This window comes from Natrinema caseinilyticum (genome assembly GCF_024227435.1).
GTDB classification, from domain to species: domain Archaea; phylum Halobacteriota; class Halobacteria; order Halobacteriales; family Natrialbaceae; genus Natrinema; species Natrinema caseinilyticum.
In genome coordinates, this window is record NZ_CP100445.1 from 2,495,537 (window position 1) to 2,509,748 (window position 14,212).

General features: G+C 63.8%; 19 protein-coding genes. 9 read left to right on the top strand and 10 right to left on the bottom strand.

What is annotated here, in order from left to right; genetic code table 11:
- Positions 1–98 precede the first annotated feature (98 nt).
- From NJT13_RS23505 to NJT13_RS12220, 4 genes are all read right to left on the bottom strand, one after another.
- Positions 99–458, bottom strand: coding sequence for a GerW family sporulation protein (locus tag NJT13_RS23505; protein WP_425499755.1), 360 nt, complete (start codon positions 456–458; stop codon positions 99–101).
- Between the two features lie 413 nt (positions 459–871).
- Positions 872–1,984, bottom strand: coding sequence for a glutamate-cysteine ligase family protein (locus NJT13_RS12210; RefSeq protein ID WP_254521911.1), 1,113 nt, complete (start codon positions 1,982–1,984; stop codon positions 872–874).
- Positions 1,985–2,210: 226 nt separating this feature from the next.
- Complete coding sequence (locus NJT13_RS12215) at positions 2,211–2,537, bottom strand: hypothetical protein (RefSeq protein ID WP_254521912.1); 327 nt, start codon at positions 2,535–2,537, stop codon at positions 2,211–2,213.
- Positions 2,538–2,559: 22 nt separating this feature from the next.
- Complete coding sequence (locus NJT13_RS12220) at positions 2,560–2,904, bottom strand: hypothetical protein (RefSeq protein ID WP_254521913.1); 345 nt, start codon at positions 2,902–2,904, stop codon at positions 2,560–2,562.
- 65 nt (positions 2,905–2,969) lie between these two features.
- Here NJT13_RS12220 and NJT13_RS12225 point away from each other — a divergent pair, with 65 nt between their 5' ends.
- Complete coding sequence (locus NJT13_RS12225) at positions 2,970–3,155, top strand: hypothetical protein (RefSeq protein ID WP_254521914.1); 186 nt, start codon at positions 2,970–2,972, stop codon at positions 3,153–3,155.
- 221 nt (positions 3,156–3,376) lie between these two features.
- Here NJT13_RS12225 and NJT13_RS12230 read toward each other — a convergent pair whose 3' ends face one another.
- Positions 3,377–3,853 carry a hypothetical protein gene (locus NJT13_RS12230; protein ID WP_254521915.1) on the bottom strand — a complete coding sequence of 159 codons (477 nt, stop codon included), beginning with the start codon at positions 3,851–3,853 and terminating at the stop codon, positions 3,377–3,379.
- A gap of 58 nt (positions 3,854–3,911) precedes the next feature.
- Between NJT13_RS12230 and NJT13_RS12235 the strand changes: the two genes are divergently transcribed.
- The 5 genes from NJT13_RS12235 (at position 3,912) to pspAB (ending at position 8,114) form a co-directional block, all read left to right on the top strand.
- Entirely contained in the window at positions 3,912–4,226 is a 315-nt protein-coding gene (locus NJT13_RS12235) for a YbjQ family protein (RefSeq protein ID WP_254521916.1), read from the top strand.
- Positions 4,227–4,276: 50 nt separating this feature from the next.
- Positions 4,277–4,744: a hypothetical protein gene (locus tag NJT13_RS12240; RefSeq protein WP_254521917.1), complete on the top strand. Its 468-nt coding sequence runs from the start codon at positions 4,277–4,279 to the stop codon at positions 4,742–4,744.
- A gap of 613 nt (positions 4,745–5,357) precedes the next feature.
- Complete coding sequence (locus NJT13_RS12245; protein WP_254521918.1) at positions 5,358–6,008, top strand: hypothetical protein; 651 nt, start codon at positions 5,358–5,360, stop codon at positions 6,006–6,008.
- A 238-nt stretch (positions 6,009–6,246) separates the two neighbouring features.
- On the top strand, positions 6,247–7,140 hold the full coding sequence (htpX, locus tag NJT13_RS12250) for a zinc metalloprotease HtpX (RefSeq protein ID WP_254521919.1): 894 nt from the start codon (positions 6,247–6,249) through the stop codon (positions 7,138–7,140).
- Between the two features lie 368 nt (positions 7,141–7,508).
- The gene (gene pspAB / locus NJT13_RS12255; protein ID WP_254521920.1) at positions 7,509–8,114 is read left to right on the top strand and encodes a PspA-associated protein PspAB; all 606 of its coding nucleotides are present in this window, start codon (positions 7,509–7,511) and stop codon (positions 8,112–8,114) included.
- 414 nt (positions 8,115–8,528) lie between these two features.
- Here the strand turns inward: pspAB and NJT13_RS12260 are convergent, their stop codons facing one another.
- The 3 genes from NJT13_RS12260 to NJT13_RS12270 all read right to left on the bottom strand — a co-directional run bounded on the left by NJT13_RS12260 (position 8,529) and on the right by NJT13_RS12270 (position 9,617).
- Positions 8,529–8,933 (bottom strand): DUF5518 domain-containing protein, encoded by a 405-nt coding sequence (locus tag NJT13_RS12260; RefSeq protein WP_254521921.1) that lies wholly within the window; start codon positions 8,931–8,933, stop codon positions 8,529–8,531.
- 226 nt (positions 8,934–9,159) lie between these two features.
- Positions 9,160–9,405, bottom strand: a complete 246-nt coding sequence (locus NJT13_RS12265; protein WP_254521922.1) for a GAP family protein — start codon at positions 9,403–9,405, stop codon at positions 9,160–9,162.
- Complete coding sequence (locus NJT13_RS12270) at positions 9,402–9,617, bottom strand: GAP family protein (RefSeq protein ID WP_254521923.1); 216 nt, start codon at positions 9,615–9,617, stop codon at positions 9,402–9,404. The genes NJT13_RS12265 and NJT13_RS12270 overlap by 4 nt, the downstream gene beginning before the upstream one ends.
- A gap of 62 nt (positions 9,618–9,679) precedes the next feature.
- On the opposite strand from NJT13_RS12270, the gene NJT13_RS12275 reads away from it, so the two are divergent.
- The 3 genes from NJT13_RS12275 (at position 9,680) to NJT13_RS23510 (ending at position 12,855) form a co-directional block, all read left to right on the top strand.
- Positions 9,680–10,891: an outer membrane protein assembly factor BamB family protein gene (locus tag NJT13_RS12275; RefSeq protein ID WP_254521924.1), complete on the top strand. Its 1,212-nt coding sequence runs from the start codon at positions 9,680–9,682 to the stop codon at positions 10,889–10,891.
- A 294-nt stretch (positions 10,892–11,185) separates the two neighbouring features.
- Positions 11,186–12,217: a DNA repair and recombination protein RadA gene (radA, locus tag NJT13_RS12280; protein WP_254521925.1), complete on the top strand. Its 1,032-nt coding sequence runs from the start codon at positions 11,186–11,188 to the stop codon at positions 12,215–12,217.
- Positions 12,218–12,369: 152 nt separating this feature from the next.
- Positions 12,370–12,855: a ferric iron reductase gene (locus tag NJT13_RS23510; protein ID WP_425499756.1), complete on the top strand. Its 486-nt coding sequence runs from the start codon at positions 12,370–12,372 to the stop codon at positions 12,853–12,855.
- Positions 12,856–12,982: 127 nt separating this feature from the next.
- On the opposite strand, the gene sufU is transcribed toward NJT13_RS23510, so the two are convergent.
- Both sufU and NJT13_RS12300 read right to left on the bottom strand, forming a co-directional pair.
- Positions 12,983–13,402, bottom strand: a complete 420-nt coding sequence (sufU, locus tag NJT13_RS12295) for a Fe-S cluster assembly sulfur transfer protein SufU (RefSeq protein WP_254521926.1) — start codon at positions 13,400–13,402, stop codon at positions 12,983–12,985.
- Positions 13,403–13,490: 88 nt separating this feature from the next.
- Entirely contained in the window at positions 13,491–14,129 is a 639-nt protein-coding gene (locus tag NJT13_RS12300) for an HD domain-containing protein (protein ID WP_254521927.1), read from the bottom strand.
- Positions 14,130–14,212: the final 83 nt, after the last annotated feature.

Genomic DNA, 14,212 nt, shown 5'->3' on the forward strand with positions numbered 1-14,212 from the left:
CTTGCACGCCTCGATTCAGCCTGCCTGAGACTGGCGGAACTGCTGATGCAAGACTGAGCAGTGTGAGCGCTGTAGATCACTATCGATACACGAGAGTGCTATTTCCGGCGGCCAAGCAAATATCCGACGAGAAGACAGCCAATGAGTGTGATGAGGCGACGGTCAGTGGATGTCGGACGAACGAATTTCGTTTCACTTTCCGTTATTTCGACCACGCCAGCAGGTTTTGCCGCGACACCACCTCCGAGGCCGCCGCCATCGCCGTAGTCCGTGCGCTGTTCGTCGGGCGATCCCTCGTCGGGACTCGACCCGTATCCAGCGCCAAACCCGTATGCAATCTTCGCTACCGGAACGATGGTCCGCCCGTTCGTTTCGATTGGATCACCGTACACTGACTCGACGGAGGCCGAGCCGTGAAGACGTTCAACAACGGTCGTGAGCTGGTCGATTACACTCATGAGGGACCCTCGGTTAGCACTTCTCTACTCATCCACATAGATCCACCTCGAGTCGGGACGTTCTCGGCTACAACAAACTGGCGTAACCGATACGCGCCCTGTAGCTTGCAGCAGCGCGACGATCTCCCGAGTTGCTGTCAGTACCACGGTGCCGAGACAGAAGCTGGATTCCGCACGGCGCACGTCCCCTCCCAAAGGGTGGAGAACACTCGCTGCAACCCCTGACCCATGACAGGAGCGGACGACGAGGCCACCAGCCTCGAGGCGGCGTTGAACCTATCCAACCATCTCTCGTCGTCTCTCTCCCGCATTTCCCACACGGTCGTGGCTGCCAGGGAAAACGTGAGTGACCTGTGCCCAGCGAGATCTCCAGGATCTATCGTCTCGAACTCACCGAGACTGCTCGGTGCGGGTTATCCGCCACGTACCGCATCGGCCCGTTGCACGTCTTGTTCGAGTCGATCTGCGTATTCCAGCCGGAGTCGCCGTGCGTCGTCTCGGGACATCGGGGCGCGGCCCTCGATCTCGTGTGTGACCGGGTGGTACGCGTCGACGTCGAAGCCCATGCGTTCGAGATACGACCTGACCGACGACGACGCCAGCCCGTCGCGGATGGCGGCGTTGACGTATCCCAGAACTGCGTCGAACGTCGGGACGACGACGCCGTTTTCTGTGACGCGGCCCTCCTCGCCCTCGATTCGCAGCGTCGTCTCGGTGGCGTGGGTTGCGACGGTCGCGATCCAATCGGCCAGCCGGACGACCTGGCTCGGCAGGCAGGTGTCCGGTGAACGCCACTCGACGGTCGGAAACTCCTCGCGGAGTTGAACGGGCGTCCAGATGGCGCTCTCTGGCTCGAAGTTGCGCTCGACGGTTCGGCGGTTGATCCCGGCATCGGCCGCCGCAACCACGAACTCGTCGTAGCGTCGTTCCAGACGCCGTTTCCACTCGTCGGTATCGTCAATGTACGGCCAGAGCCACCCCTGGTGAGGAACGTCGTCGTATGCCATCCAGCGGTAGAGCTTCGACCGGGCACCGGCCGCCAGGTGTCGCCCCTGATAGTAGGGGGACGAATTAACGAGGGCGAGCGCTGGGTCGAGTGCGACGAGCGCGTTTACCTGGTCGGCCTCGTGACCCGGCACTTGCTCGACGTGGACGTGTGTTCCCGCGCAGTGACGAACGTACGAGAAGTCCCCACCGACGACTTGATTCTGTATTCGTGTCCGGTCGCTCGCCAGTTCCCGCACCCGGTCCTCGTTCAACGGCGTGGCCAGCGGAACCAGTCGTTTGCCGTCCGTTGCGGCGCGCTCTAGCGCCTCGTCGACCCGTTCGAATAGCTCGGCACGTAACCCTTCGGTCGTCTCACACGCGGTCGTCTTGATCTCGAGGATCGGCTCGACGAACTCTCGCTCGGTGCCCGGTGCCGCCACCATGTGGTCGCTCGGCTCGACGAGGTGGCCCTCTTCGTCGATTACCCAGTATTCGACCTCGATACTTCGTCGTACCGGCTCTGAATTGTGTGCTAACACGGTGTCGTCATTCGGCGCGTCTGTCTCTGTCGGTGCACTCCTCTTCGGGATCGTGACTATGCTAACCTTTCACATCATACGGTGTGTGGTTCATTCACATGAATGTTGTGTGCCCCCACAGTATCTGCCCCAAATCGTGGACGGGACGATTGGAGGAGATATGTCGGCGGTTTCCGCCCAGCGGCAGGGTACGCGCCTCGCTGGGCAGGGGTACACACAGTCCCGGCTACTGATCGTACCGGTCCGAAAGAAACGGCCCGATCGAGTCGGTGCAGATTGTGCGCTGTGTATTACTCTCGTCGTCTTCTTGCGTCACGTCGACGAGTTCGGAGAGACCCGATGCGAGCCGAACGTCGTGCTCGTGTTCGAGGAACCGCTTCGACTGCTCGCTGGCGGACGGTCTCGAACTGCAGAGTTTGCAGGCGAGATACCGGGGCGTGACTCGCCCGCGCTCGAGTTCCGTGACGATCGCTCGGGTCTCGGGGGTTCCAAGGCGGGTGATCTCGATCTGGATAGCGAACCGAACGGGACCGGAAACCGGCGATGACCGCACTGATCGGCAGTCGGAATCGGCGTCACGCTCGCTCGCCGGCAGCGTTGAGCGCGCTGTTCAACTCGAAGAGTTCCCGGACGACGTCGCTGTCGGCGACGCGATAGCGCTGCGGGGCCGTGTTCGGTACTTCCTCGATGAGGTCGACGTCGCACAGGAGGTCGGCGTAGGTTCCGACCGTCTGTCGCGTGACGCCGGCGTGCTCCGCGAACTCGGTTTTGTTGAACTCGCGGCCCGGGGGCAGATCGAGGAGCGCGTCCACGAGGATCGGAACTCCCTCGTGCTGGGTGAGGGACAGCCACCCGCTGGGATGCGCTTTTCGGAGCTCCTTTTTGTTCTCGCGGTCGCCGTCCGCGTGCTCAATACTCATAGACGTATCGTAGGCGGTATCCGTGTATAAGATTTCCACTCGCGTTAACGACCATTAACAGTGTTATGACGACCGACAGCGACCGCACGAGAATCAGGCTCGAGGAGGTCATCGACCACGTCTGGGCGCTCGAGCGAGCGCTCCCCGATCCGCTGACGCTCAAGCCGGCGATCAGCAACCTCACGACGACGCTCGAAGCCTACGAGCGCCTCGAGTTCGACGATATCGATCTTTCCGAGGGTGATCGATAGTGACGTCGCGAGGCTCGGATACCGTGGCGCGAGACCCGGCTGACGAGCCGCTCTTCGCGGCCGACAGGATCGTGATCCCGTCCTGATCGGCCACTCCTCGAGACACGGCTCTCGAGGGCCACCGCCGCTCTCGAAGACTCGCCTCGAACCCAGCCCCTTCGACCGGTGCCCGGGTCATCCGATCGAGCTACCGATAGCGCCGCGACCATCGTTCGACCGGGTTACCGACCACCGCTCGACCGAGCTATCGACCCGCGACCACCGAGGCTGGCGACCGACCCCTGCGGATTGGGACGGAACCCATACCCACCCGCCGCCAGCCCACCGATGCCGGCGGCCCCATCGGGCGTCCCCCCGACGATCCCGATCCCCCACGCAGTTTCACACCCCCAGTTCCAATGACAGCCGACAGTTCCACCGCCGACGCATCGATGCGCGACCACCTCGCACAGCTCGACGCCCGTCTCACCGATCTCGAAACTCGAATCGCGGACCTCGAGCACCTCGACGAACGGATCGGGCAACTCGAGGCCGAGCCGGTTGCCGCCGTGGCGCCGTGGCGCCGTGGCGAACCACGAGGGTGCACTTCGGCGGACTGCGACTGGCCGGGACCACCGTGCCTCCAGGTTCGAGAACTCCTGCGTGAACCGAGCGACGGACAGAAATTGCGGACAATCGGAGATCAGTCGGTCGTCCACCGCGACTGGTGCCGGCTGATACAGAACTTTAATGTAGCCACTACAACAGGTTGTCCGCATGGAGTTCGTCACCACTGAAACGGTCCCCGGTCGTGAGATAGACGAGTCGCTCGGTATCGCTCGAGGAAACACGGTCAAGGCCCGGAACGTCGGCCGGGACATCACACAGAGTATCCGGAACATCACCGGCGGGGAGTTGAAGGCCTACTCCGAACTGTTGAGCGACGCTCGCGACGAGGCTCTCGAGCGCATGGCCGACGACGCCAGATCGATGGACGCAGACGCGGTCGTCAACGTTCGACTCGAGAGTTCCGAAATCGCGAACGGCGGTTCGGAGGTCATCGCGTACGGCACCGCCGTGACGCTGAAATAGCCCTTCGGACGGCCATCGGTTCTCAGAGACAGTACGTGTGTGACACGACTATGATCGAACGGAACGATCCGGCGAGAGCGGGCGTCAGAGCGGGCCGAGTCGTCGGTCTCTTGACGGCCGTCCTCGCGGTCGTGGGTCTGGTACGGGTACAGGGGACGTTCTACCGGGATGCGGGAACGCTATTCGGTCTGGTCGGGATCGACCCAGGTTGGTCGGTCGTGGCGATATTCTGGTGGACCGTCCTCGTTGCGGCGGTGGCCCGCTACACTATCGGGTACATCGTCGGCTCGCTCATCGGCGTCCTGTACGACTGGCTCGATCGTCCCCCGTCGTCGGTTCTGATCGGGATCGTCCTCGCCGTCGGCGTCGGCGACGGGTTTCTCGCGGGCATCGACACGCGAAGCGCCCTCGTCGGCGGTGCGTACGTCGTCGCCTGGCTCTGTTACGTTCCGGCCTTCTACTCGATATACGACCCGGATGCCGGGGATGATCGATCCGGTCCGCTGAGACTCGGTTGATCGGCCGCGCTCGTGACACGGAGGGGGTATCGTGCTCTCACGTCGCCGTCCGGATAATCGCGATACTGCTAATCAGCCACCCAGAGAACGGGTCTCGAGTCGGCCTCGGGTTCCCTCGTATCGCTATTGCAGGCCGTACCGGTCTCACGCTGAAACAGGAACGGCGTCTCGCACCGACTGGGTTCATCGTCGCGACGACGGGACGGCTTCTTCGCGCCGTTGGCGCCCCGTTTTACTTTCCGAATAGCGTAGGCAAACCTGGGACGATGCTATTGTCCGTTGGGTTGAGACGTGTCCACGCTGACCGTGATCATCGTCTCCGAGGGGTTCCGAACTGGTGAGCAACGGCGGGCGGCAAGTTTTCACGCACGAGTCAGTTACCGGCCGTGAAACGGTTGCTCGGCCCGCGGTAAAGCCAATTATAGATTACCGTTCGACGAGACAGCGAACCGATGACCGTGAGTCGAAGTTCGTCCTGCTCCGCGTCGGGGCCCCCGGGTAAGCGATCGCCTCGTCAGGAGAGCTGAAGAAACGGTCGGTTCCCGTTTTTATCCACCGCGTCGCTGTCTCGGCTTGCATTACGGAACCGCTATCCGTGATGCCGTTCAGGACAATGTCACAACACGTACAATCGCCCCAGCCACAGGGCCAACAGACCGGGTATCAGGCACAGACCCAGACAGGACAGGCGGCACAACAAACACAGCCCGGCCAGTTTGCAGCCGGTGTGTTACAGTCTGAGGCCGGCCAGTTTATCGGCCAGCAGTATCAACAGTCCGTTCCCCAGGAAATTCAGCAGGCGGTAGATGACCTCGACAGACTGGAGAACGTCTGTGAATGGTTGGTCATCCGGGCGGCAGAGCGCGGCATGATACCCCTCGCAGAACGAAGTAAGGATATCGCCAACATCGCCCACCTCGAGAAGAAGCTCCTGCTCCGGCAGTCGCCGTTCGCAGAACCGATCAGAGGGGCAATCCAGCAAACAATCCAGGAGTTCCAGCAGTACGCTGGCGAACCCGAAGTGCAGGAGTCCCTGTCGCACGCACAACAGGCCCTCGACACGATCAACACTGCACTCGAGCGCATCCAGACGGCCGGCCAGCAGGTCGGTCAACAGCCCACTCGACAGGCACAGCAGCCGTCCCAGCAGATGGGGGCTCAGCCGGGTGTCCAACAACCGTCTCAGCAGATGGGAGGGCAGCGGAGCGTTCGACAGCCGTCCCAGCAGAGAGGGAGCCAGCAGATTCGTCAGCCACAGCGGTAATGACACATCGTTCGCGGCGTGTTTTTTGAGCGCCTCCTCGCCCCGGAAGCGTCTCACTGACCTATCAGCCCGACCGCCGGGCAGGACTAACTCTCCGAGGAGTTCCGTGATTCGCCGACTGCGACGCGTCGACCCGTTCTCGAGTGCGCGGGGTGGACGGAGCGGTAATCGCGATCGGAGCGTGATCCGCAACCGTCTCGACAGGGCACTTATTTCCTCGGAGCCCTTCGTTTCGGGTATGAACTGGCAGGCGGACTGGGGACTGCGCGTTCGGATGTTCGTGACGATGTTCCTGCTGTTTGCACTGTACATCGTCTTCGCCGGAGTGCTCACCGCCTATCTCGACGCTGGGCTGTTCGGGTTCGCACTACTCTTCGGCGGATTTTCGCTGGTGCAGTACTACTTCAGCGACACGCTCACGCTGAAGAGCATGGGTGCGAAGACGGTCTCGGCCGACGAGTATCCGCAACTGCACGCCTCGATCGAACGGCTCTCGCAGCAAGCCGACCTCCCGAAACCGAAGGTGGCGGTCGTCGACTCGAACGTGCCGAACGCCTTCGCGACTGGCCGAAATCAGGCCAACGCCGCCGTGTGCGTGACGACCGGTCTCATGCGAATGCTCGAGCGGGACGAACTCGACGGCGTCCTCGCACACGAACTCTCCCACGTGAAAAATCGCGACATGATGGTGATGACGATCGCCTCGTTCCTCTCGACGATCGCGTTCATGATCCTCCGCTGGGGTGCGTTCTTCGGCGGCGGGCACGGCCGCGGCGGCGGCCGTGAGGGCGGCGGCGGTGGAATCATCGTCGCGATCCTCGTCTCGCTGGTCGTCTGGATCGTCAGCTACCTGCTCATCCGGGCGCTCTCGCGCTACCGCGAGTTCGCCGCCGACCGCGGGGCCGCGGCCATCACCGGCAACCCGTCCGCGCTCGCGTCGGCGTTACTGAAGATCTCGGGCCAGATGGACAAGGTCCCCAAAGAGGATCTCCGCGAGGAGGCCGAGATGAACGCCTTCTTCATCATCCCGATCAAGTCCGGTATCGTCGGTCGGCTCTTCTCGACGCACCCCTCGACCGACCGGCGGGTCGAAGCGCTTCGCGAACTCGAGCGCGAGATGACGGGGTTGTAGCGGTCCCGGCGTCCGGAGGGACGACCGCGCTCGCCCACGTTTCACTTAATTTCACACGTTGCTAAAATAACAACTACTGTTATATTGCCGGTAGCGATATGGCACGGCTATTACTCGAGCAGTATGTCTGACTGGCAGAGACGATCTGTCGTCGCCACCGGCACAGCACTCACGACTGGTAGTGCGCTTGCGTCGATCGGTTCGGGCCGTACCGATCGGTCGCGTGCTTCCGAGAGCCCGGTCGACCAGATCGACGAACGAAATGGCTGGTGGGCACCGGGCGGAAACTGCTGACGAGACCGCGGGTATCGCGGAATCGTTCGACGCACAACAGGAGGATTCTAAGGGGTCGCCTCCGTTTTCCCCCTATGGGACTGCTGGACGGACTCCGTGCCGTACTCGGGATGCGAGCCGAGACCGACGCCGGACGCGACGCCGATCCCGACGATCTGTTCGGAATGAGTACCGCCTACCTCACGATGGAGGCCGACCTCGGCTACGAGGCGCTCGACGTCGGCGCGCTCTGCTTTTCGGGCGTCGACTCGAGTGACTTCCGTGACGCCGTCGACGAGGTCGAGGCGATTCTCGAGGCCGGGCAGGAGGAAACGGGAACCGGCTTTTCGGTCACGGAAGACGACCACGGCTACCACTGGGTCGTCCTCGAGGACGACGATCCGGAAGATCTGATCACGAGCATGCACTTCGCCGCGGACACGTTCATCGAGCACGGGTACGGCTCGCGGCTTCTCGCGGCGGTTTTTTCGTACCGAGACCGCGACGGCCCCGCCTACTGGATCTACTCCTTCCGTCGCGGTCGCTTCTACCCGTTCGTTCCCCGATCCGGTCGGGAACGGGACTCGAACGCGGAGTTCACGCTCGAGTCCGCGCTGGATGGCGAACTCGAGATCGAGCGCGAGAAAGAGTACTGGTATCCGCTCTGGCCCAGCGAACGCGGAACGCATCCCTGGGAGTGACCGATTCTGCGGACCGTCCGGCGCGTCTCCGTTTCCGTGACCGCGATCCGCGACCTCCCAAATCGTGTTGGGAACATCGGTATTACTGGTCCGCACGTATCGTGACGTACGCGGCAGGAAGCCACAATCCCAGAGAAACCACATCATCACAGCTGCGCCATACACCAGTTGCTCCCTTTTCCTGCCGCACCCGTTCTTGCGTCGGAGCGAGTAGCTCGGAGACGCACGGGTTGTTGGTCGTATCGCGAGTGGCGAGCCTATCTGCGAGCCGTCCGGCGGGCTCCGCTTTTCGATCGTCGAGGGCGGTCGGTCCCGCCACCGATCCCGAGCAAAATCTCCACTCGAGATCCGGGAGTAACGTTCCGTTCCTGCTCGAGGGTGAAGGCTCTCGTGAAAATATTCTCGTGGACGTTCTCAGGCCCGTGCGCCGGCCATCTTGCGGGCCGCCCGGCGGCCGTTGGCCCACGATCCGATGGCGCCACCGAGTGCGCCAGGGACGGCGTAGAACGCGATCAGGAGCAGTCCGCCGACGAGCACGCCGAACGTCGGGACGAGGCCCGCGAAGAGCAGCGTGGTGAACGTCACGACTGCTAACGTGATGATGGACCCGAGGACGGTCGCGATCCCGCCGTGGACGGCACCAGTGGACACCGTTCCACCGGCGATGTACCCGGCGACGAGACCGCCGAGTACGCCGATCGTCGCCCACGACAGCGCGAGCGACGTTGCGTTCGTTCCCGCGACCAGGAGGCCGCTGATGACGGCGAGGACGAGGGCTACGACGAATCCGATTACGATTGCTGACCAATTCAATTTCATGATCAGTGGTACTGTAGGCTCTACGCGGCAATAAACCTCTTCTCAGCGTTTTCTGAGAGTGCATTTCCTCTGACAGGAAAACTGACCGAACGGGGGTGAGAGACGGGACGGGAAACGCCACGTTCGAGACGTCGAACGCGAGACGCCGATCACGGTCGGTGACCGTCTCGATGAGGCGTCGTCTCGAGCGTGGCCGCGAGTAGATCTCGCGGCGTCGACCGGAATCCTACCCGAGAAAGTTGTTGAGTGCGATCGCCATGAAAATGAGGAGCACCAATTCGGTGACGATCCACGAGTTCGCGTCCATCCAGTCGCGGGTCTTCGGCAGGTAGCGTTCCGCTCGTTCTCCGAAGGCGATCAGTGTGAGCGATGGAAGGGACAGAACCAGGAGCGTCAGCAGAACGAACGGGACGGCGTCCGTCAGGGGGGAGTTCTGCGCCGCGAGATACGCGCCGACGGTGACGGACGTCAAAATATCGGTCGGGAAAACCCCAGCAGAAGGAACCCGAGTCTGAACGAGAACCATGGCGTCGCCGTTTCGAGTTTCTCCATCCAGCGGGGCGGGCCCGACTCCGCTCTATTCCGGTACGTGTGCACCATCGCGAGCAACAGTCCGGTGAGGACGATTGCGGTGCGCGTGGCGCCCTTTCGCTTTCCAGTTCGTCGATCGGTCGTCGACTCCATGGGAAATCTCGCAGCCACCCATCCACCCATCGTTATGGCGGTTCGGTCGGTATCCACACGTCGTGACCGAGTGGAACCAGACGGGGGGCGATCCGCACAATTCGGGGCTCCGGCGCGACCTCGAGGGGCCGTCCCGCGTCACCGAGGCCTGGACGACCGACCTCGGCGGCGTGCCGGGATCACCGGTTCTCGACCGCGAAACCGTCTACGTCGGAACGAGCCGCGGCAACGGCCACGCGCTCGAGGCCGAGACGGGGCGACGACGGTGGACCGTCGAGACCACTGCGGCGGCCGACGCGACGCCGGTCGTCACCCGCGATCGGCTGTATCTGGGGACGGGAGACGGGACCGTTCGCGCGCTCGATCCAGCCACCGGCGAGCGGGAGTGGGAGGCCGAACTCCCGGACGATCTCGAGTCCGACCTCGCCTTTTCCGACGGCCGACTGTACGCCGGCCACGCGACCGGGCTGTCCGCGCTCGAGGCCGACACGGGAACGCTCGTCTGGACGTCCGAGACCGAGTCGCCCGTGGTCGGCTGTCCGGCGATCGCCGACGGACGGGACGTCGATCGAAATCGGTCGCCCAGGTCCCGGCTCTCGGAGCCGATGGATTCGGACCGCCGTTCGGATTCGATGACCGCGGACCCCGTCGACGACTACGGGGGCGACTCGGCGGGACGGTGGGTCGACGAACGAGTATTCGCGGGAACCGCGGGTGGGACGATAGTCGCACTCGAGGCCGAATCGGGCGCGGACGTCTGGACCGCACCGACTGCCGGAGCGGTCGCTGCCGGGCCGACCGTCGCGGACGACCGTCTCTACGTCTGTGACGACGCGGGAACGATGCTCTCGCTCGACGCCGTCACCGGCCGAACGTGGTTCACGTACGAGATTCGCGATTCGTTTACGACGTCGCCGACCGTCCTCGCGGCGGCCGAGACGACGTTCGTCGGGGCCGCGGACGGGTACCTCCACGTGACCGACACGACGGTCGGCCGGCGAAAACTGCGCGGGTGGCTGTTCTCGCGGAAGGGTGTCGAACTGGACGGACCGATCCGTTCCCGTCCCGTCGTGGTCGGCGACGTCCTCTGCGTCGGCGACTCGAGCGGCTCGCTCTACGGGATCGACGTCGACGACTGCGAGCCCCGCTGGCACGTCCGGGCCGACGACGCTATCGCGGGCACCCCTGCAGTCGCGCCGGGCCGACTCGTCGTCGGAAGTGACGATGGACGTCTTCGGTGCCTCGAGTGGGAGACCGACGACCGAGGGTTCTAACCGGGTCGGCTTCGCGTCTGATCTCGCCGGGCTCGTTCACCATCGTTTCCGAGAGGCACCGGGCTAGTTTACTTCGCTTCCGGGAGGCACCAGGTGGTCCACTTCGCTTTCGATACAATAGACGACTGGTTCGATCGGTTTCGGTCGTTCTCACCGTCACCCGTCGGTTGCGCGCTCGCGCCTCCCTTCTAAACCTCTGGTCGAACGCCTTCGTTCCCCCGCTTCCGTCCTGCACTTTCACTTCCACTCTCCTGTTAACGAGGCTTTATGGGGGGTCCGGGACAACGGAGAAGTATGCCCGAAGCAGATCTCGAGACGCTCCCCGGCGTCGGACCGGCGACCGCAGACAAACTCCACGACGCGGGCTTCGACTCCTTCCAGAGTCTGGCCGTCGCGTCCCCCTCTGAACTGTCGAACACGGCCGACGTCGGCGATTCCACCGCGGCGGACATCGTCAACGCGGCTCGCGACGCCGCCGACGTCGGCGGCTTCGAAACCGGCTCGACGGTGCTCGAGCGACGGAACGAAATCGGCAAACTGAGCTGGCACATCGACGAGGTCGACGACCTGCTCGGCGGCGGGATCGAAACGCAATCGATCACCGAGGTGTACGGCGAGTTCGGTGCCGGCAAGTCCCAGGTCACCCACCAGATGGCCGTCAACGTCCAGCTTCCCAAGGAGGTCGGCGGCCTCCACGGCAGCGCCATCTTCGTGGACAGCGAGGACACGTTCCGCCCCGAGCGGATCGACGACATGGTCCGCGGCCTGCCGGACGACGCGATCGACGCGACGCTCGAGGACCGCGAGATCGAGGGATCGGCCGACGACGAGGCGGCGGTCGACGAACTCGTCGACGACGTCTTGGAGAAGATCCACGTCGCGAAGGCGTTCAACTCGAACCACCAGATGCTGCTCGCCGAGAAGGCCAAGGAACTCGCGAGCGAACACGAGGACTCGGAGTACCCCGTTCGACTGCTCTGTGTCGACTCGTTGACCGCGCACTTCCGCGCCGAGTACGTCGGCCGGGGTGAACTCGCGAACCGCCAGCAGAAGCTCAACAAGCACTTGCACGACCTGGACAAGGTCGGCAACCTCTACAACACCGCCGTCATCGTCACGAACCAGGTCGCCTCGAACCCCGACTCGTTCTTCGGCGACCCGACGCAGCCGATCGGTGGCAACATCCTGGGACACAAGTCCACCTTCCGGATCTACCTCCGCAAGTCCAAGGGCGACAAGCGAATCGTTCGGCTGGTCGACGCGCCGAACCTCGCCGACGGCGAGGCCGTCATGCGCGTCCAGGACGGCGGGCTGAAACCGGAGTAACGACTCGGCGTTCCCGTTCTCGCCTGATTTCGACCTCGCTAGCTCGGCCACTGTTCTCACCGATTCGCCCCGGTCTGCGGACGGTCGATCGGCGTCGGCCCGGAGTTCGTCGACCGAGACCGACGGCACCGCTCACAGCGAACCCGACGACGGTGCCACGGCGTCCCACACCGTTACGAGAACGGCGCGACCTCGAGTTCGCCTGGCACGAAGGGATGCTCATCGAGGGCGTGACGCTCGAGGTGCCCTTCCTCGCTGATCTGGTGACGCTGGCCGACCCGACGAGCCCGTACAGCTTCCTCAATTACGTCCGCGAGCGGGATCGAATCTACGAGTTTTACGGGCTGTTCGTCGGCGTCTACCGCTACCTCGCAGATCTGCTGGTCCGCCACTGCGACTACCCGGAAGAACGGTTCTGGGGACAGGTCCGGACCGCGATCGAGGACTACCACGCGCGATTTCCCGCCCTCGAGGAGCGATTCGCCCTGTTCGACCTGCTCGAGCCCACGCTGCCGAAACTGACCCTGAACCGCAACCGGATCCTCGACGTCGGGTACGGCGACCTGTCCGAACGGCCCCACGCGATCGAGCACGGAACCGTCTCGAATCCGCTGTCCGCGGTCGAACCGGATCGGTGACCTGATCCGGACGGTGCTGGAGCCCGTGGGTATTCGATCCGCGCGAGTTACGAACGGTCGCTTCGCGTCCGTGAGCAGAGAGCGGGGTTCTCGCGAAGCGAGCGCACTCGAGCAAAAAACCTGGGTCCTAGTCCTCGGTCGTCGTCTTGTCGACGTCCAGTTCGCCCTGGTAGATCTCCGCGCCGTCCTGGGCGACCTTCTCGGCGAGGACGGCACACTTGACCCGCATCGGTGAGATGTCGACCCCGAGCATGTCCGTCACGTCGTCGCGATCCATCTCGAACAGTTCGTCGACGCTTTTGCCGACGAGTTCGCCCGAGAGCATGCTCGCGGAGGCCTGACTGATCGCACAGCCGTCGCCCCGGAAGGCGACTCGCTCGATCGTCTCCTCGTCCTCGTCGAGTTCGATGTCCATGCGGATCTCGTCGCCGCACATCGGGTTCTCCCCGACGTGGGTGAACGTGGGGTCCTCGAGTTCCCCGTAGTTGCGGGGATTCTTGTAGTGATCGAGGATCTGCTGTCTGTACATGTCCGAGCCCATTCCCATTGTTGTGTGCGGATAGGCCAGTGAGTTGTAAAAGGGTTCCGGGGCCGAATCGACCGGATACGGCCGCGTTTTGGGACTTCCGCGGCGGTCAGGCGTCGCCCGCGACCTCCGCGTCGAATCGCTCGAGGTAGCGCCGAACGAACGCCGCGCGGTCGGCGGCGAGGTCGCGACCGGGGTCGGTGTACATCCGCTCCGGAAGGTCGAGAATCTTCTCGTAGAAGTGATCGCGCTGTGTGACCCCGTCGCCCGTGCCGGCGTCGCGTTCGGCGGTCGCCCGGGCGGCGTCGTGGATCGGATTCCCGATCTCGGCGCCGTGGGCGAACACGCGGGCGATGCCGACCGCACCGAGCGCGTCGAGGTTGTCCGCGTCGCAGACGACTTTCGCCTCGAGCGTCTCGGGTTCGACCTCGTTCGAGTATCGATGCGCACGAACGCAGTGCTGGACGCGCTCGATCGTGTTCCGGTCACCGTCGAGGTTGCGCAGAACCCGCCCCGCCTCCCGAGCACCCCACGTCGCGTGATCGTCGATCTCGCCGCGGTCCTCGTGGGCCCGGCCGATATCGTGGAGGACCACGGCGAGTCGGACGACGCGTTCGTCGACCGGTCGCCCGTGCCGATCGACGAGCGTCTCGGCCAGCGCCTCGACCCGCCGGACGTGGTGCCAGTCGTGGGCCGGCGATGCGTCTTCGAAATAGGTGCGTGCGCGGTCCCGAACTGCCTCGAGCATGGTCGAGCGTGTTTCGGCGGCCGAAAAATAAACGCGCCGCCACGCGTGTCTGCCGACCTTGACTACAAGGTCGACTGCGGCGA